At 64.1% G+C, this 21,453-nt stretch carries 2 protein-coding genes; both read right to left on the reverse strand.

What is annotated here, in order from left to right:
* Window positions 1-37: 37 nt before the first annotated feature.
* On the reverse strand, window positions 38-8,338 hold the full coding sequence (locus L6D74_RS23285; RefSeq protein ID WP_236190590.1) for a non-ribosomal peptide synthetase: 8,301 nt from the start codon (window positions 8,336-8,338) through the stop codon (window positions 38-40).
* Window positions 8,335-21,333: a non-ribosomal peptide synthetase gene (locus L6D74_RS23290; protein ID WP_236190591.1), complete on the reverse strand. Its 12,999-nt coding sequence runs from the start codon at window positions 21,331-21,333 to the stop codon at window positions 8,335-8,337. Before L6D74_RS23290 ends, L6D74_RS23285 begins: the two co-directional genes overlap by 4 nt.
* Between the last annotated feature and the right edge of the window lie 120 nt (window positions 21,334-21,453).

Genomic DNA, 21,453 nt, shown 5'->3' on the forward strand with positions numbered 1-21,453 from the left:
CCCGGCCAGCGGCCGGGTTCCAGGATAAAAACATCAATCAGGACAACACTTGCCCCGCCGCCACCGTCAGCCCGTCATGCCACCACGCTGCAAGACTGAACACGTTGGGCGCCTTGAGGATCGTGAAGTGGTTGCCCGGGCCGTACCACACCGCCAGATCCCTGGCCTCACGCTGCCAGCCTTCGAGCATCGCCGCCTGTTCGCGCTGGTTGCCCGAGGCGTCCAGCGTCGGGTCGTCCACCAGCGCCAGACGCACCGGACCGGTGTAGGCCAGCGCCGGCCGATAGACCGTGCGCAGTGCGGTGGCGAACGTGCGCACCGGGCCCTGCATCGCATCGAGTGACGCGCGTTCCGACAGCACACCCGCGCGCACCATCCCCTCGTGCAGCAGGCGCATTTGCGTGCTGTCGTCGGCTTCGGCGAACGTCAGCGCATCGATGCCCAGAGACTTGCCGCTGGACAGTTGCAGCGACTCGATCAGCCGCAACAGCGCCGCCGTCGTGGTGTAAGGCTTGCCCACCACACTGTTGCCGCCCGGCGATTCACTGTCGATCAGCATCAGGGATGCCACTTCGCGCCCCGCCGCCTGCAACTGCGCCGCCATGGCGTAGGCCACCCAACCACCGAACGAATGCCCGATCAAATGCACCGGTCCTTGCGGATACAGCTGTTCAAGCGCCCGCCGGTAGAACGTGGCGGCGCTTTCGACCCGGCTGTGCGGCACCGTCGCGCCGTCCAGGCCTCGGGGTTGCAGCCCATGAATCGGCCACTCCGGCCCCAGCGCCTCAGTCAGGTGGAGGAACCCGGTAACACTGTCGCCGGCACCCGGCACGCAGAAAATCGGTGCATGTCCGGTGTGACCGGTCTGAATGGTCAGGATCGGCTGATAGGCCGTTGGCGCTGGCGCAGTTGCCGTTTCCAGCGCCTGAGTCAGGGCCTGCCCCAGAGCCTGAACGTGCGGTGCTTTCATCATGCTCTGGTGATCGCCCGGTACGTCGATGCAGTGCAACTCGGCACCTGGCAATTCTTCAGCCCAACCGCGCGTGGCGCTGAGTCGTGACATTTGCGCCGAACGCTCCGTGGCACGCAGCAGATGCAACGGCAGGCCGATCGGGTTGATCCGGTAATGCGCCAACGCATGCCCGTGGGCCACTTCCCGGTCGAGGTAATGCCAGGCATCCGCCGACGAGACAGCCGCCAGTTCGGGCCTGAGCAACTGTTGTTCGTGACAATGGTTGAACAAATCGGCGAACGCCCACTGCTCAAGTTCGGTCTGCAACATGGCCAGACGCGCCAGTGCCTGCTGCCCCTGCGTCTCGCGTCCGGCCCAATGCGCCGTGCAATGCAGAAGCAATTGGCGCTTGTGTACATGTGCATCGTTCCACAGCGCCTTATCCGGATCGGCCAGACGTGGCACGTAGGAGTCGATCAGCCCGACGAACGCCACTGACTCGTCCATCCCGAGTAGTTGCGCCGCGATTTCATAAGCCAGCACGCCACCGAACGACCAGCCGGCAAGCCGATAGGGGCCGTGGGGTTGTGTGGCGCGGATCACCTCGACCAGCCGGGTTGCCAGGCATTCCATGGTGCGCAGTTGCGCCATACCGGGATCGATACCCGGCAAGCCGTAAATCGGGAACTCGCCGCCGATATGCAGGCCCAGCGCCGGAAAATACAGGTCCCGACCACTGAACTCATGCACCAGGAACAACGGCGTGCCCCGCTCGCTTGCTCGCACCACGACCACACCGTCATGGTGTTGCACAGCGTCATCGCGCTGGCACAACAGCGTGGCAGCAGACTCGACAGTTGGATGCTGGAACAGCTCGGCCAACGAAACCGGCATGTCGGCCTTTTGCATCAGATCGACGAGCCGCACCGCCAGCAGCGAATGCCCGCCCAGTTCGAAGAAGTTGTCATGGCGGCCTACCCGCCCGACTTGCAACACTTCAGCCCAGAGCCCGGCCAGTGATTCCTCAAGAGGATTGGCCGGCGCCTGATAGTCACGCATGACCAGCGCTTGGTGTGTCGGCGCGGGCAAGGCTTTGCGATCGACCTTGCCGTTGTTGTTCAGCGGCAGGCTCTCCAGCACCACCCAGGCGGTCGGCACCATGTACTCCGGTAACCTGGCTTGCAGCAGCGCGCGCAGAGTAGCGCTCTGCAATGCAGGATCGTGCGCCGTGTAATAGGCCACCAGCCGCGTTGGCTCCTGTCCGTCGCGTCGGGCCAGAACCACCGCTTCCTTGACCCCCGGACAGCTCAGCAGGCGGTTTTCGATTTCTCCGAGCTCAATGCGGAAGCCGCGAATCTTCACCTGGTCATCATTGCGGCCGATACATTCCAGTCGCCCCGGCGCCTGCCAGCGGACCAGGTCGCCCGTGCGATACATCAAGGCTTGCGGGTTGTCGCTGAACGGATCCCGGAGGAATTTCTCGGCACTCAGTTGAGGCCGATTCAGATAGCCCAGCGCAACCCCCTGACCACCGATGTACAACTCACCGATGACGCCGAACGGCACCGGTTGTTGCCGGTTATCCAGCACATACACGCGGGTATTGCCGATGGGGCCGCCAATCGAAACGCTGTCCGCATCCGGCGCCACCTCACGCACTTCGAAGGTGGTGGCGTACGTCGTGGTTTCGGTCGGGCCATAACAATGCACCAGGCGCAGGTCCGGTGCTTCGGCGAGCAGCTTTCGAAACGCCGCCGGATCGCCACGCTCCCCACCGCACAGCAGGATGCGCAGCCTTTTGAGCGCTTCGGGAATCAACTGCACGTACTGATTGAACAACGCGGTGGTGACGAAGAGGATCGTCGCCCCGCACCGGTCAAGCTCTCGGCCGAATGCCTGTGGGTCGAGCAAAATCCCATGATCGATCACGGCCACCTGGCCACCGTTGAGCAAGGCGCCCCAGATATCCATGGTGCTCGCGTCGAACGCCGGGTTCGAAGCGAATGCCACCCGGTCCCTCGGGTTGAAATCGGCGTAGCCGCAATCGATCACAAGGCGGGTAATGCCGCGATGCGGCACCATGACCCCCTTCGGCGTGCCCGTGGAGCCCGAGGTGTACATGATGTACGCCAGCGCCTGCGAGGACTGAGGCAGATCCGGGTTGTGCGAAGGGCTCCCGGCAAGCGCCAGGGTATCCAGATCCATTCGTCGCACCGGGTACTCGATGGCCTGATCGCTGCCGGTCAACAGCGCGACCGCCTGACAATCCTGCACCATGAATGCCTGACGCTCGGCGGGTGCGTTGATGTCCAGCGGCACATAGGCCGCCGCACACTTGATGATCGCCAACTGCGCGATCAACAGTTCCAGCGAGCGTGGCAACAGAATCGCCACATGATCGCCAGGCTGCACACCTTGAGCGATGAGATGATGCGCCAGGCCGTTGGCGCTGCGGTTCAGTTCTGCGTAACTCAACACCTGCGTCCCGTGCACCGCGGCAACGGCTTGCGGATGCTCGGCGGCCTGCATCTCGAAGACCCGGTGCACGGTAAGCACTTGCGGACAATCCCGTGCGGTAGCGTTGAATTCGTCGAGCAACTGCGTGCGTTCCTGATCATCGATTATCTGCGCGTGTTCCAGCACTGCCTGGTCGTTGTTGACCATGGCCTGCAACAGACGCTGGAAATAACCGACATAACGCCGTGCCGTCGCCTCATCGAAGAGCGCTGTGGCGTACTCCATCCAGCCATTTATCCCGTTGGGCGATTCACCCAGGGTCAGGGTCAGGTCGAACTTGGCGAAGTGACTCGGCTCCGCCACCGCTTCCAGGGTCAGATCCCCCAGCGCCAATACCGGCCCGTCGCTGTTGCGCCAGTTGAACATGGTCTGGAACAGCGGGCTGTGGGCCAGGCTGCGGGCCGGTCGGGCGATTTCCACCACTTGCTCGAAGGGCAGGTCCTGATGGGCCTGGGCTTGCAGGGTCAGCGCCTTGACCCGCGCCAGCAGCGCTTCGGTGCTCAACTCACCGGAAGTATCAATGCGTAACGCCAGGGTATTGACGAACAACCCGATCAGTCCGTCGATTTCGGCCCGGAAACGGTTGGCCACCGGCGAGCCGACCACCACGTCCGATTGCCCGGCCAAACGACCGAGCAGCATCGCCCACGCACCCAGCATCGTCATGTACAGCGTCACGCCATGGCGCTGGCTCAAGGCTTTGAGCCCGGCGCTCAAGCGCTCGTCCAGGCACACTTCGACGCTGCTGCCGGCGTAATCCTGTTGCGGTGGTCGCGGTCGGTCGGCAGGCAACGTCAGCAAGGCTGGCGCATCGGCCAGCGTGCGTTGCCAATATTCGCTCTGGCGCTGCAAAACCTCCCCGCTCAGCCAGCGTCGCTGCCAGACGGCATAGTCGGTGTATTGCAACGCCAGCGGCGGCAAAGGGTCCGCCAACCCCTGACTGAAAGCCTGATACAACGCCATCAGCTCGCGGGTCAGCACCTCCATCGACCAACCGTCGGAGATGATGTGATGCAAGGTGATCAGCAACACATGGTGATCGTCGGCCATACGCACCAGCCGTCCGCGAATCAACGGATCATCCTGCAAGTCGAACGGGCCGGAAGCTTCCCCCTGAATCAGCGCCTGCAAGGCTTCATCGGCCTGCGGGTGCTGGCGCAGGTCCTCGACCCGCAGCAGCACACCGCTGTCGGGCGGAGTAATCAGCACCTGGGCTTCGCCGTTGTACGGCGTGAAACGGCTGCGCAGGCTTTCGTGGCGGGCGACAATCCGGGCCAGCGCCCGCTGTAGCGCATCGGCGTCGAGCACACCGCGCAGACGCAGACCGATCGGAATGTTGTAAGCGGTGTTGGCACCTTCCATCTGCGCCAGAAACCAAAAGCGCTGCTGGGAAAACGACAGCGGCAATGCGCCTTCCCGTGGCACCGGCAGGATCGGTGGCTGCGTCGAGCATCCGGCCTGGGCAAGCGACTGCGCCACCGACGCCAGGTCGGCATTGGCGAACAACTCGCCGAGCGCTAGCTCCACACCCAGCCGCTGACGCACTTGCGCGACCATGCGCATGGCCAGTAACGAATGGCCGCCCAACTCAAAGAAATGATCCTGACGCCCTATCCGTTCGACCTGCAGAACCTCGGCCCAGATCTGCGCCAGCGTGCATTCGAGCTCGCCTTGCGGCGCCTCGTACTCGCGTGTGAGCAGCGCCGTGCGCTCCGGTAACGGCAAGGCCTTGCGATCGAGCTTGCCATTGGCGGTCAACGGCAAGCTGTCGAGCCTGACGAACGCGACCGGCACCATGTATTCGGGCAACTGGCCCAGCAAATGCTCGCGCAGTTGCGCCACAGCCAGTGGCTGCACCTGCGCCTGCTCGGTGAAATAGGCGACCAGCCGTGGTTGTCCGGGCTCTTCTTCACGGGCCAGCAGCACCGCTTCCTGAATGCCGGGAAGCTGGTGCAGACGGCTTTCGATTTCCCCCAGTTCTATACGCATGCCGCGAATTTTCACCTGGTCATCGTTGCGCCCCAGGTATTCGATCGTCCCGTCCCGGCGCCAGCGGGCAAGGTCGCCAGTGCGATACAGACGCGCATTCGGGCGTTGACTGAACGGGTCCGGCAGAAAGCGTTCGGCGGTCAGTTGCGCACGGTTCAAGTAACCACGCGCCACGCCTCGGCCACCGATATACAGCTCGCCGGGCACCCCGATCGGCACCGGACGCTGTTGTTCGTCGAGCAGGTACACCGAGGTATTGCTCACCGGTTTGCCGATGTGCAGCGCCTCCCCCGCCTCGATCCGTCCAGACGTAGCGACTACGGTGGCTTCGGTCGGGCCATAGTTGTTGATCACATCGAAATGCTGATTGCGCGAAAACTGACGCAAGCGATCGCCACCGATCAACAGGGTGCGCAATGTCGGGTGCTCGAGATGCCGGCTGAAGGCGTATTCGGCGACCGGCGTCGGCAGGAAACTCACGTCCAGCGGTTGCGCGCACCACCAGGCCAGCAGCCCGTCGACGTCTTCACCGCCGTCCTGCGCAGGCGCCAGGTGCAGGGTCGCGCCGACGCACAGAGCTGGCCAGACTTCCCATGCCATCGCGTCGAAGCCGAACCCGGCCAGACTCGACGTATGGCGGCCGGCACACAGGTCAAACGCGTTGCAGTGCCAGTCGACCAGATTGGCCAGTGTCTGGTGTTCGACCATCACGCCCTTGGGCAAACCGGTGGAGCCGGAGGTGTAGATCACGTAAGCCAGGTTCGCCTCGGACAGACCTGATACCACCGGGTTTGCGTCATTGCCTGAGCGCCAGGTGCACGGATCAAGATCGAGTACCGGCAGCTCCTGTCCCGGCAGCCGTGCGAGCAGGTCACTTGAGGTCAGAATCGCCACTGGCTCGCAATCGCTCAGCAGATAATTCAAGCGTTCGGCCGGATGCGCGGGGTCGATCGGCACATACCCGGCGCCTGCCTTGAGGACTGCGAGCAATCCGGCCAGGGTATCCAGCCCTCGCCGGGCGACGATGGCTACCCGGTCATCCGGCTGCACACCCAGATCGATCAAGCGATGCGCCAGAAGGTTGGCCTGGCGGTTCAGTTCGTGGAACGTCAGTTGCTTGTCCAGATGCACCGCCGCCAGCGCTTGCGGTCGCGCGACGACCTGCGCCTCGAAGCGTTGATGAATTGTCTGTCCGCGAACGTATTCGACATCGCTGGCGTTGAACCCCGTCAACAGCTGTTCGCGCTCCGGGGCGGGCAACACCGACAGTTGACTCAGCGGCGTATCCGCCGCGTGCTCCAGCGCCTGCAACAGGTTTTCCATGGCACACAACATATAGCCGCAGATGCGCTGCGCCTCGACTTCACGGGTGGCCAGCAGCGTCAGGCTGAAGTGATCGCCAAAGTCATCGATGCTCAAGGTCAGCGGGTAATTGGTGCGTTCCTCCGCATGCAGGACGCTGATCCCCTCCCAGGCCGAAAGCGCTTCGGCACTGGCATTGGCACTCGAGGTGCTGTGCCGGTAGTTGAGCAGCGAACTGAACAGCGGCGATGACCCGACCACCCCGCTGCAGCGCTGGGCCAGCACCAGCGGGGCGTGCTCATGGCGCATCAGGCTCGTCAGACGTGCCTGGGTGGCCTTCACCGCCTCACTCGCTGCCAGCGCGCTGACCTCGACCCGGAGCGGCAAGGTGTTGATGAAAATGCCCAGCGCGCGGTCGGTCGACTCCGCCCCTTGCATTCGCCCCATCAGCACGGTACCGAACACAACGGCGGACTTGCCGGTGAGTGCATTCAGGACCTGCCCCCAGCCGAGATGGAACAGACTCGCGACACTCACCCCGAGCGAGCGGGCACTGGCTCGCAGGCGCTGCCCCAGCAACGGGTCAAGTGGCACACCGCACTCTTCGATGTCGCTGCCGTCGCCATGCACGCCCTGCAGGCCGAACGGCAACGTCGGCTCGTCGATGTCACCGAGCATCTCGCGGAAAAACGCCTCGTGCTCGGACTCGCTGATGCCTAGCCGCGCCTGGGCGACATAATTGCGAAACGGTACGGGCACTCCCAGTCTGGTGCTCTGTCCTGACAGGCACGCCTGCATTTCCTCGCTGACCACAGCGAGCGCCGAGTGATCCATCGCCATGTGGTGAAACAGCAATATCGCGACGATACGCCCGGCCTTTGCATCCCAGGCATGAGCCAGGCGCAATAGCGGCGCAAGTGTCACGTCGAGACGGAAATGCCGGGCGTCGAATCGCGCATGCAACTGCTCAAGGACATCGCCCTCAGCCGCATCAAGCTGCACGTTCTCCAAAGGCAACTCGACACTTCGCAGGACCACTTGCACCGGCGTGTCCAGTCCTTCCCAGACGATGGCGGTGCGCAGAATGTCGTGGCGCTCGATGACAGTCTGCAGAGACTGAACGAATGCCTCGAACCGCTCGGGTCCGCTGAACGCGAATTTCGCCTGCATCACATACGGATCACCCTGTGCAGCGCTCGCGTGGTGGTAGAGGATGCCCTCCTGCAACGGCGTCAGCGGATAGATGTCCTGGACATTGGCGCCGCCGCCAGGGATCTGCGCGACAATTTGATCGAGGGTGTCCTGGTTCAGGTCAACCATCGTCAGCATCGCCGGGGTGACCCGTGTTGTGCCCGGTGAAATGCCATTGACCGGCACTGCAACCTGCCCTTCCCGTGCGGGCGAGTAACCGCCCGCCTCGATCAGCTCGATCAATGCCGGCTTGTGCTCGCGCAATGCGGCCAGCAAGCTCGGTTCACTCAGGGCCTGCTTGTTGCCATTGACCCGTAATTGTCCGTCCGTGATTGCCAACTGGATGTCTTTTGTCTTCAGCGTCGCCAACAGTTCATTCAGGCTCACAGGACGATCTCCATTCTTTCCGTGATAGCTGCGTAACCAGCCAGAGTCGGTTGCTCGAACAACGTCCGGACATCGGCTTCGATACCTGCCTGTTGCAGGCGCCCGATCAGACTGACCGCCAGCAACGAATGCCCACCCAGCTCAAAGAAATGGTCTTGCCGTCCGACGCGCTCGACCTTGAGCAATTCGCACCACAGGCGCGCAAGGAGGACTTCCATCTCGCCGACCGGCGCTTCGTATTCGCGAATGCTGACTGCAGCCGAATCCGGTGCGGGCAGCGCCTTGCGATCGACCTTGCCGTTGGGGCTCAGCGGCAGGCTGTCGAGCGCGACGAATGCCGACGGCACCATGTAATCGGGCAAGCGTGCCAGCAAGTGTTCGCGCAACGCCTCGATCCCCGGTTGCCCGACTTCGGCGTGCCGGGTGAAGTACGCCACCAGACGCTCCTCACGCACCAGCACCACGACTTCGCGCAGCGCTGGATGGCTGAGCAGTTGCGCTTCGATCTCACCCGGTTCCAGACGCAGGCCACGCAGCTTGACCTGGAAGTCGTTGCGCCCGATGAATTCGAGCTGGCCATCGGCGCGGTAACGCACTCGGTCGCCCGTGGCGTATAGCCGATCGCCGGCCACGAACGGGCTCGGGATAAACCGTTCAGCCATCAACTGCGACAGGCCCAGATAACCCCGCGCAACCCCGGCACCACCAATGAACAACTGACCGATCACGCCCATCGGCACCGGCCGCTGAGCGGCATCGAGGACATATAGACGGGTGTTGTTGATCGGCCGTCCGATCGGCAACGCGCTGTCCGGCACCGGCATCGACGGTTCCAGCGTCCACGCCGTGCTGTCGACCGTGGCTTCGGTCGGGCCGTAAACGTTGTGCAAACGCACCTGCGGTAAACGCTCGCGCACACGGCGAGCCAGCGCCGGCGTCAGGTCGCCGCCGCCACAGAACACGTCGGTAAGGCTGCTGCACTGGCTGACATCGTCCTGCTCGAGGAACTGTTGCAACAGCACCGGCACAAACTGGATCACGCTGATCCGCTGTTCGCGAATCACCCGCGCCAGATACGCCGGTTCACGGTGTCCGTCGGGACGCGCCAGCACCAGACGCAACCCGGCACTCAACGGCCAGAACAGCTCCCAGACCGAGGCGTCGAAACTGAACGGGGTCTTCTGCAACAAGGCGCCGTCCGTCACGACGGGACACAGCTGCGAACTCCAGTGCAGCAAATTGCCGACGCCGCGATGCTCGACCATCACGCCCTTCGGCGCACCGGTCGAGCCGGAGGTGTAGATCACGTAGGCCAGGTTCGAAGCGCTCAGGCCCGGCACTTGCGGGTTGTCCTCCGGGTTGGATGTCCATTGCGCCTGATCCAGATCGATCACCCGCGCAGTGCTCTCGTCGAGCAAGGCGCGAGTCGCCCCATGCACCAGCACCGCTACCGGCGCGCTGTCCTTGAGCATGTAATCCAGACGTTCCGCCGGGTACGCCGGGTCCAGCGGCACATAGGCACCACCCGCCTTGAGAGTGCCGAGCAGTCCGACGATCAGCTCCAGCCCGCGCTCGACGCAGATTGCCACCCGCGAATCCGGCCCCACGCCCAGCTCACGCAGGTAATGGGCCAGGCGATTGGCCTGTGCGTTGAGTTCGGCGTAGATCAGCCGCTGCTCACCGGCCTGCAACGCGATGGCTTGCGGCGTGCGTTGCACTTGCGCCTCGAACATAGCGTGAACGGTTTGCTCCAGATCGTCGGCGGTGTCGGTGACGTTAAGGTCGTAAAGCACCCGCTGACGTTCTGCGCCGTCAAGGATCGGCAAGCGGTTCAGCGGCTGATCCGGAGCCTGCTCCAGAGCATCCGCCAGTTGCTCCAGCGCGGTCTGCATGTAGTCGCAGATCCGCTGAGAGCCGATGCTCGCCGGGGTCATGGCGGTGAGCACGAACCCGCTGCCCAGATCATCGACCCCCAGACTCAGCGGATAGTTGGTGCGCTCTTCGCTGCTCAGGGTCTCGATGCCCTGCCAGGCCTGACGCCGGTTTTGCTGTTGCGCCGCGTCGGCGCTGTGCCGGTAGTTGAGCATCGAACTGAACAGCGGTGACGGCGCGGCGACGCCACTGCAACGCTGGGCCAGCGCCAGCGAGGCGTGTTCATGGCCGAGCAGCGCGCTGAGCCGCGCATGCGTCGCCCGAGCCCCATCACGCACCGGGGTTGCTCCCAGATCGACCCGCAGCGGCAAGGTGTTGATGAACATCCCCAACGCCCGGTCGGCCCCCTCGCCGCCCTGCATCCGGCCCATCAGCACCGTGCCGAACACCACCCGCTCCTGCCCGGATGTCGCGGCCAGCACCTGCGCCCACGCGAGATGAAACAGGCTGGCCACGCTGATGCCCAGTTGCCGCGCGAGGCTGCGCAGACGCTGGCCGGTGGCGGCGGTCAGGGCCTGTTGCGTTTCCTCAATGTCGCGACCGTCTCCTTGCACATCCTGCAAGCCGAACGGCAGGGTCGGCTCGTCGATGTCGCCGAGCATGTCGCGGAAGAACGCCTCGTGCTCCTGCTCGCTGACACCCAGCCGCGCCTGTGCCACGTAGTTGCGGTAAGGCACGGCCGCGCCCAACGAAGCTTCGTGCCCTTGCAGGCAGGCGAGCATTTCTTGCTGCACCACGTCCAGCGCGGTGTGATCGAGCACGACATGGTGGAAGAGCAACATCGCAACCACCCGGTCGTGGGCCGGATCACGGGCATACACCAGACGCAGCAACGGCGCCTGGCTGATGTCGAGGCGGTAGTGCCGGGCATCGAAACGCTCGTGCAACTGCTCAAGGATGTCGCCATCCGCCGGATCAAGCACGATCTCCTGCACCGGCAAGTCTGCGTGACGCCAGACCACTTGCATCGGCTCGGCCAATTTCTGCCAGATCACCGCCGTGCGCAGGATGTCGTGACGGGCAATGACCTGGCGCAGCGCCGCGACAAAGCTGTCGACTCGCTCGAGGCTGTCGAAGGCCAGCCGCGATTGCAGCAGGTACGGGTCGCCCTGCTCCGCGCTCAAGTGGTGATAAAGAATGCCCTCCTGCAACGGCGCCAGCGGATAAATGTCCTGCACGTTCGCCGCACCACCCGGCACGCTGGCGACGATGCGGTCGATGCTGGCCTGATCCAGTTCGGTCAGGCTCAGCAGCTCCGGGGTGATGCGGGTGCAGTCGGCAGGAATGCGGTTGGCCGGCACTTCGATTTCGCGACCGCTGCCCACCGCTGCCGCCAAAGCAGCCAGAGTCGGCTGGCTGAACAGCACGCGCACGTCGGTGTTCAGGCCGATCTGGCGCAGGCGTTCGATCAGGCTCACGGCCAGCAGCGAGTGGCCGCCCAGTTCGAAGAAGTTGTCGTGACGTCCGACCTGCTCCAGTTTCAACACGTCAGCCCAGATCTGCGCCAGCGCGTTTTCCACCGGGCCTTGCGGGGTTTCGTATTCGCGGCTGAGCCAGGCGCTTTGATCCGGCTCCGGCAAGGCCTTGCGGTCGAGTTTGCCGTTGGCGGTCAGCGGCAAGGCGTCGAGGCGCACGTAAGCCGCCGGGATCAGGGCTTGCGGTAGACGCGTTTGCAGATGATTGCGCAGGGCTTCGATATCGGTCGGCGCATGCTCGGTGAACCACACCAGCAACTGGCCGTCGCGCACCAGCGCTACTGCGTCCTGCACTGCCGGATGGCTGGCCAGCGCCGCTTCGATTTCCCCCAGTTCAACCCGCACGCCGCGCAGTTTGACCTGATCGTCGTTGCGGCCCAGGTACTCGATGTTGCCGTCTGCCAACCAGCGTGCGAGGTCGCCGGTGCGGTACATGCGTCCTTCGTTGAACGGATCATTCAGGAAGCGTTCGGCGGTCAGATCGGGACGGTTCAGGTAGCCTCGCGCCACACCGGCGCCGGCGACATACAACTCCCCCGTCACACCTACTGGCACCGGGCGTTGCTGGTCATCAAGCAGATAGATACGAGCGTTGGCCATCGGCCGGCCGATGTGCAGCGGCTGGCCGACTTCGACCCGGCCGGACGTCGCGACCACCGTGGCTTCGGTCGGGCCGTAGTTGTTGATGACCGCGAAAGTCTGTTCGCGGTTGAACTGCCGCAGCTTGTCGCCGCCGATCAACAAGGTGCGCAAGGTCGGGTGTTGCAGCCCGCGGCTGAACGCATATTCGGCCACTGGAGTTGGCAGGAAGCTGACCTGCAACGGCTGCGCGCGCCACCAGTCGAGCAGTTCGTCCAGGTGCTCGTTGCTCACCGTTTCCGGCGGCAGGTGCAGGGTCGCGCCGACACACAGCGCCGGCCAGACTTCCCAGGCCATCGCATCGAAGCCGAACCCGGCCACGCTGGCGGTGTGACTGCCGGCGTGCAGGTCGAAGGCTTCGGCGTGCCAGTGCACAAGGTTTTCCAGGGTCGCGTGTTCGACCATCACGCCTTTCGGCTGGCCGGTGGAGCCTGAGGTGTAGATCACGTAGGCCAGGTCGTCCGGCGTAAACTCGGCAACCTGCGGATCAGCAACCGACAGGTCTTGCCAGGCCTCATGGGCAAGATCAATCACCGGTATGCCAGCCTGATTCGGCAAAGCTACATCGCGAACCAGTACCACCCTCGGCGCACTGTCGGCCAGCATGTAAGCGATTCGCTCGGGCGGATAAGCCGGGTCGACCGGTACATAGGCGGCGCCGGCCTTGAGGATCGCCAGCAAGCCGACCAGCATGTCCGGGCTGCGTTTGAGACAGATCGCCACTCGTGTCTCGGTAGTGACCCCCAGCCCCCGCAGATGATGGGCCAGGCGATTGGCGCGCTGGTTCAATTGCCTGAACGTCAGGCGCTGCGTGCCCGCCTGAACCGCCACGGCCTCCGGCGTGCGCGCAACCTGCGCTTCGAACAGACGATGAACACCTTGCGCTGACGGGTAAACGGCGGAGCTCGCATTGAAGTCGCCAAGCAGCTGCGCGCGCGCCGCCGCTGACAGGACGTTGAGACGTTCAAAGGCCTGTCCGGGGTTGTCAGCCAACGCTGTCGCCAGCTCCGTGAGAGCGGTGTGCATCAGCTCGCAGACCCGCTGCGCCCCCACATGATCCGGGGTCAGCACCGACAGGCTGAAGCCATCGCCCCGGTCATTGATGCTCAGGGTCAACGGATAATTCGTGCGCCCGTCCTGGGCCAGGAATTCGATGCCGTGCCAGACCGGATCAACAGGCTCTCGCGCAGCGTCGTGGCCGCTGTGTCGATAGTTGAGTACCGCGCTGAACAGCGGCAAAGGCGCGGCCACGGCGCTGCAACGCTGAGCCAGTGCCAGCGACGCATGTTCGTGTCCCAGTAAAGCCGCCAGCCGCTCATGAACCGTGCGAACCGCTTCACTCACACTCTGCCCGTCAACCTCCACGCGCAGCGGCAAGGTGTTGATGAACATCCCCAAAGCCCGATCCGCGCCCTCGCCGCCTTGCATGCGCCCCAGCAGCACGGTGCCGAACACCACGTCCCGGCGTCCGGAAGTCGCCGCCAGCACCCGCGCCCAGGCGAGATGAAATAGGCTCGCGACGCTTACCCCGTATTGCCGCGCCTGGCGGCGCAGGTGCCGATTCAATTCCACCGGCAGCGCCAGCGAGTGCTCCTCGATGTTGCGGCCGTCGCCCTGTACGTCCTGCAAGCCGAATGGCAGGGTCGGTTCGTCGATGTCGCTGAGCATTTCGCGAAAGAAGGTTTCGTGTTCGTCCTCGCTGATGCCTTGGCGGGCCTGATGGACGTAGTTGCGGTAGGGGGCGGCGGGCGGCAAAGACTCAACCTGCCCCGGCAGATACAACTGCATTTCCCGGCGAACCACCTCCAGTGCGGTGTGATCCAGCACGACGTGATGGAACAACAGCACACCTGCCACCCGGTCACGCAGCGGATCTTCGGCATATACCAGACGGATCAGCGGTGCCTGACCGAGGTCGAGACGAAAATCCCGGGTATCGAAGCGTGCACGCAACTGATGGAGGATATCGCCGTCCAGCGGACTCAAATCGACCGATTGCACCGCCAGCTCGGCCTCTCGCCATACCACTTGCTGCGGGCTCGGCAATCCTTCCCACACCAGACTGCTGCGCAGGATGTCGTGGCGCGCAATCACCTTTTGCAAGGCGTTGGCAAAAGCGTGCAAGCGCTCGACGCTGGCAAAGGCCAGACATGATTGCAGCAGGTACGGGTCGCCCTGCTCCGCGCTCAAATGGTGATAAAGAATGCCCTCCTGCAACGGCGCCAGCGGATAAATCTCCTGCACGTTCGCCGCACCACCCGGCACGCTGGCCACGATCTGGTCGATGCTGGCCTGATCCAGTTCGGTCAGGCTCAGCAGCTCCGGGGTGATGCGGGTGCAGTCGGCAGGAATGCGGTTGGCCGGCACTTCGATCTCGCGACCGCTGCCCACCGCAGCCGCCAGGGCTGCCAGGGTCGGCTGGCTGAACAGCACGCGCACGTCGGTGTTGAGGCCGATCTGGCGCAGGCGTTCGATCAGACTCACGGCCAGCAACGAGTGGCCACCCAGTTCGAAGAAGTTGTCGTGGCGTCCGACCTGCTCCAGTTTCAACACGTCAGCCCAGATCTGCGCCAGCGCGGTTTCCACCGGGCCTTGCGGGGCTTCGTATTCGCGGCTGAGCCAAGCGCTTTGATCCGGCTCCGGCAAGGCCTTGCGGTCGAGTTTGCCGTTGGCGGTCAGGGGCAAGGCGTCGAGGCGCACGTAAGCCGCCGGGATCAGCGCTTGCGGTAGACGCGTTTGCAGATGATTGCGCAGGGCTTCGATATCGGTCGGCGCATGCTCGGTGAACCACACCAGCAACTGGCCGTCGCGCACCAGCGCCACCGCGTCCTGCACTGCCGGATGGCTGGCCAGCGCCGCTTCGATTTCCCCCAGTTCAACCCGTACGCCGCGCAGTTTGACCTGATCGTCGTTGCGGCCCAGGTACTCGATGTTGCCGTCTGCCAACCAGCGTGCGAGGTCGCCGGTGCGGTACATGCGCCCTTCGTTGAACGGATCTTTCAGGAAGCGCTCGGCGGTCAGATCGGGACGGTTGAGGTAACCCCGCGCCACGCCCGCACCTGCGACATACAACTCGCCCGTGACGCCCACCGGCACGGGCCGTTGCTGCTCATCCAGCAGATAGACCTTGGCGTTGGCAATCGGCCGGCCGATGTGCAGCGGTTGCCCGACTTCGACCGGGCCGGACGTCGCGACCACCGTGGCTTCGGTCGGGCCATAGTTGTTGATCACCGCGAAGGTCTGTTCGCGGTTGAACTGCCGCAGCTTGTCGCCGCCGATCAGCAAGGTACGCAGGGTCGGGTGTTGCAGCCCGCGGCTGAAGGCATATTCGGCCACCGGGGTCGGCAGGAAGCTGACCTGCAACGGCTGCGCCCGCCACCAGTCGAGCAGTTCGTCCAGGTGCTCGTTGCTCACCGTTTCCGGCGGCAGGTGCAGGGTCGCGCCGACGCACAACGCCGGCCAGACTTCCCAGGCCATCGCATCAAAACCGAAACCGGCCACGCTGGCGGTGTGACTGCCGGCCTGCAGGTCAAAGGCTTCGGCGTGCCAGTGCACAAGGTTTTCCAGGCTCGCGTGTTCGACCATCACGCCTTTTGGCTGGCCGGTGGAGCCCGAGGTGTAGATCACGTAGGCCAGATGCTCGGGGGTCAGGTCCGGCAACTGTGGATTGCTGTCCGGCAAATGCTGCCAGGCGTCGCTGTCAAGATTGATCACCGGCACGGCACCCAGCAGGTCGCGAGTGGCCGTCTGTGCCAGCACCGCCACCGGATCGCTGTCCTGCAACAGGTAAGCGATCCGTTCCGCCGGATGTGCCGGATCGACCGGGACATAACCGGCGCCAGCCTTGAGGATCGCCAGCAGCCCGATCAGCATCTGCGGACCACGCTGCACACAGAGCGCGACGCGGTCGTCCGGTTGCACACCGAGGCCGATCAGGTGATGGGCCAGACGATTGGCGCGACGGTTCAAGCCGTCGTAGCTCAGGCGTTGCCCGCCCTGCACCGCTGCCACAGCGCCAGGTTGGATCGCCGCTCGCGCTTCAAACAATTGGTGCACCACATGGCCGTGGGCAAAGTCGCGACCGGTGACATTGAAACCGACCAGCACGCGCTGGCGTTCGGCCGCCGACAGAATCGACACCTGATTCAATGGCGCATGGCGATCCTGTTCCAGCGCGCTCAGCAAATTATGCAGTGCCGTTTGCAGGTAATCGCAGACCCGCGCGCCATCCACTTCGGGCACTGCCTGGACAGAAAGCCGGAAGCCCTGTCCAAGGTCGTCGACGCTGACCACCAGCGGATAGTTGCTGCGCTCACGAGAATCGAGAATCCGGATGCCTTCCCATCCCGGCGTCGCCGTCTGTTGCGCACTGTGGCGATAGTTGAGCAAGGTATTGAACAGCGGTTGCGAACCCGTCACGCCACTGCAACGTTGAGCGAGCATCAGCGGCGCCTGCTCATGCACCAGCAGTTGCGCCAGACGCTCGTGGGTCGCCCTGACACCCGCCTCCACCGCCGTGGCCCCGACATGGACCCGCAGCGGCAGGGTGTTGATGAACATGCCCAACGAACGATCGGCGCCCTCTCCCCCCTGCATGCGCCCCAGCAACACCGTGCCGAATACCACTTCCTCGCGCCCGCAGACCTGGGCAAGTACCTGGCCCCAGGCCTGATGCACCAGACTCGCAACACTGATGCCCAACGTGCGGGCCTGTTGGCGCAGGCGTGCGGCAAGACGCTCATCCAGTGCCAGCTCGCTGTCCACGATGTTTGTGCCATCGCCGAGTACGTCCCGCAGGCCGAACGCCAGGGTCGGTTCAGCGATGTCGCCGAGCATCTCGCGAAAGAATGCTTCATGGGCCTCGGCATTCGAACCGAGACGGGCCTGAGCGACATAGTTGCGGTATTGCACGGGCGGCGGCAGCACGCCGACTTGCCCGTCAAGGGCGTCGCTCATCTCGGCCACCAATACCTCAAGCGCGGTGTGATCGAGCACGATGTGGTGCAACAGCAGGATCCCGACCCAGCGGTTTTGCAAAGGGTCCTCGGCGTAGGCGAAGCGCATCAACGGCGCACGCTGCAAGTCCAGGCGATAGTGTCGCGGATCGAAGCGCGCCTGCATTTGCTGCAACACATCACCGTCCTGCGGATCGGCATCCACCCGCTCCAGTGCCAGCGGTACCGAACGCCACACCACTTGCACCGGCTCGTCGAGGTTTTCCCTGACCACGCTGGTACGCAGGATGTCGTGCCGGGCGATGACACTGTTCAACGCGCGAACGAACGCCTTGATCTGCGCCAGTCCGTCGAAGGCGAACTGCGCTTGCAACACGTACGGGTCACCGTCGGCAATGGCCAGATGGTGATAGAGGATCCCCGCCTGCAACGGTGCCAGGGCGTAGATGTCCTGCACGTTGTCGGCACCGCCCTCGACGGTCTCAACGATACGGTCAATGGCCGCTTGATCCAGCGTGGCCAGCGGCAGCATGTCCGGGGTGATGCGGGTGCAACCGGATTCGATGCGATTGGCCGGGACGCTGACCGTGGAGACCCCACCGAGCGTCGCCGCGAGTGCCGCCACGCTTGGCTGGCCGAACAGCACACGGACGTCGCACTGCATGTTTTGCTGACGCATGCGCTCGATCAGCTTCACCGCCAGCAGCGAATGCCCGCCCAGCTCGAAGAAATTGTCATGCCTGCCCACCCGCTCCAGCCCGAGCAAGGTTTGCCAGATCACAGCGATGCGGGTTTCGATTTCGCCAAGCGGTGCTTCAAACGCCCGCCGGGCGAAGGCTTCGTTGTCCGGCTGCGGCAACGCCCGGCGATCGAGTTTGCCGTTGGCCGTCAGCGGGAAGGCATCGAGGCGCACGAACGCACCCGGCACCATATGCTCGGCCAGCGATGCCAGCAGGTGATCGCGCAATTGCGCAACGCTTGGTTCGACACCTTCGGCGGCCAGCCAGTAGGCCACCAGACGCGTGTCGCCAGGGCGGTCCTCGCGGGCGATCACCAGCGCATCGCGCACGCCGTCGCACGAGGCAAGACGTGCCTGGATCTCGCCAAGCTCGATACGGAAACCACGGATTTTCACCTGATCATCGTTGCGTCCCAGGTATTCGAGTTCGCCGTCCACCGTCCACCGTGCCAGATCGCCGGTCTTGTACAAACGCGCTTGGGCATGCCCGCTGAACGGGTCGGCGATGAAGCGCTCGGCGGTCAACGCCTCACGATTCAGATACCCACGGGCAACCCCGGCGCCACCCACATACAACTCCCCGGTCACTCCGGCCGGTACGGGTTCCCGCCGGGCATCGAGGACGTACAGCTGCAGGTCGGGAATGCGCACGCCGATCGGGCTGCTGGCGGTCAGTTGCGCGTCTGCCGCGACCAGCGGTCGGTAGGTCACATGCACCGTGGTTTCGGTGATGCCGTACATATTCACCAGCCGGGTGCCGGCGTTGCCGATCCGCGCGTACCAGGGTTTGAGTGATCCTGGCTCCAGCGCTTCACCGCCAAAAATCACCTCGCGCAGCGAATGCTGCAACGGGCTGCGGCCCTGGGCGGCGACCAACTGCCGGAACGCGCTTGGCGTCTGGTTGAGGACGGTGACGCCCGAGCGGCAGAGCAACGCGTAACACTCGTCCGGCGAGCGACTGATGTGTTGCGGCACCACCAGCAACTGTCCGCCGTAAGCCAGCGCGCCCCAGATTTCCCAGACCGAGAAATCAAAGGCAAACGAGTGGAACAACGCCCAGACGTCTTGCCCGTTGAACCGGAACCAATCGTGGGTCGCGCCAAACAGGCGGGCCACGTTGCGGTGCTCGACCATCACGCCTTTGGGCAGCCCGGTGGAGCCAGAGGTGTAGATCACGTAGGCCAGATGCGCCGGATTCAGGTCCGGGATCTGTGGATTGAACGCCGGTTCATTTTGCAAACCTTGGTCGTCGAGGTCGATCTGCGGCACAGATAGCCCGGCAATCCGATCCAGAGTCGCGGCCTGCATCAGCACCGCCACCGGCGCACTGTCTTGCAGGGTGAAGGTGATGCGCTCCAGCGGATAAGCCGGATCGATCGGCACATATCCGGCACCCGCTTTGAGCACGCCGAGCAGGCCGGCGATCATTTGCGGGCCGCGCTCGACGCAGATCGCTACCCGATCATCCGGACGAATGCCAAGGGCGAGCAAACGATGGGCCACCTGGTTGGCCTGTCGGTTGAGTGCTCCATAGCTGTAAGTACGGCCCTCGAACAGCAACGCGACCGCCTCGGGCCGAGTGTGCGCATGCGCTTCGAATTGCTGATGGATCAACGGCGTGTCGGGAAACGTTGCCTTCGGTGAGTTGACGCCATACAGCCAGTGTTCACGCTCGGCGGGCGGCAGGATGTTGAGGCTGTGCAATGCGGCTTGCGGGTTGTTCTGCAACGCATCGACGAGACTGTCCAGTGCCGTGCGCAGGTAACCGGCGATGCGTGAGGCGCCAAGCGTCACATCGGCCAGCACCGTGATGCGCAGGTCCTGACCGAGGTCATCGATGTTGACGGTCAGCGGGTAATTGGTGCGCTCGCGCGCGCCCAGCACCTGCACTCCCGGCGACAGCTCGATCACTTCGGCGACTTCCTCCACGCTGCTGTGGCGGTAGTTGAGCATGGCGCTGAACAGCGGCGTCGGGACCGCCACGGCGCTGCAACGCTGGGCCAGTGCCAGGGACGCCTGCTCATGGGCGAGCAGCGCGGTCAGGCGCCGGTGCGTCGTCAGCACGCCGTCATGAACGCTCGACGCGCCGACATCCACCCGCAAAGGCAAGGTATTGATGAACATCCCCAAGGCCTGTTCGACACCGTCAGCCGCGTTCATCCGTCCCAACAGAACGGTGCCGAACACCACCGCCGAGCGCCCGCACAGCTGACCCAGCACCCGCGCCATCGCCAGGTGCATCAGGCTCGCCACGCTCACCCCCGATTGTCGCGCGTGGGTACGCAGGCGCTGGCTCAGATCGCTGTCGAGCATGCACGAGACTTCCTCGATGCCCTGCCCGTCACCTTGTACATCGTGCAAGCCACCGGGCAGTGTCGGCTCGTCGATGTCGCCGAGCATCTCGCGGAAAAATGCCTGGTGCGCTTGCTCATCCGACCCCAGGCGTGCCCTCGCCAGATGGTCACGATATGGCACCGCCCTCGCGACTTCAGCGCCGCGGCCGGACAGATAAGCCTGAATTTCCCGGCGCACCACATCGAGCGCGAGGTGATCCATGATGATGTGATGGAACAGCAACAAGGCAGCTACCCGGTCGTTGGCCGGATCCTCGGCGAACACCAGCCGCAGCAACGGGGCCTGTTGCAGGTCGAGGCGGAAGTATTGTGGGTCGTGGCGTGCCAGCAATTGCGCGAGTACATCCTCACGGTCATTCAGATCGACTTCCTCACAGACCAGCGGGGCTTCACGCCAGACCACCTGCACAGGTTCGTCCAGATGCTCCCAGAGGATGGAGGTGCGCAAAATGTCATGGCGCTCGATCACCCGACGCAACGCTTCGGTGAATGCCTCCAGCCGTTCGCGACTGTCGAACGTGAACCGCGCCTGCGACACATAGGGATCACCCTCGGGGGCGGAAAGGTAGTGATAAAGCAGCCCCTCCTGCAGCGGCGCCAGCGGATAGATGTCCTGCACATTCGCCACGCCACCCGGCACGGTGGCGACGATCCGGTCGATGGCCGACTGATCCAGCTGCACCAGCGGCAGCATGTCCGGGGTGATGCGCAGCGCCGGGCTCGACCAGTCGCCGCCGTGGCTCGCCACCAGTTCCAGCAACTGCGCCTTGTGTTTGGCGAGGCTGTCCCACAACGCATCGTCCAGTGCGTCGTCATCGCCCAGAATGACCAGGTCTTCATCGTCCTGTTGAAGGCGGATCGCATGGGTGGAAATAACAGCCATCAGCTCGCGAAATTGCATGGGGGTAACCTGCTGTAAATTCGGAAAAAAGGAGCGCGCAGCGGCGAGTCCGTACGGCGGCGCGCAGCCTGGAAAAGCTAAAACATCGGGGCTTGGGTGTCTGACATGGGAAGCGGGGAC

It is taken from the genome of Pseudomonas pharyngis, assembly GCF_021602345.1.
GTDB lineage: Bacteria > Pseudomonadota > Gammaproteobacteria > Pseudomonadales > Pseudomonadaceae > Aquipseudomonas > Aquipseudomonas pharyngis.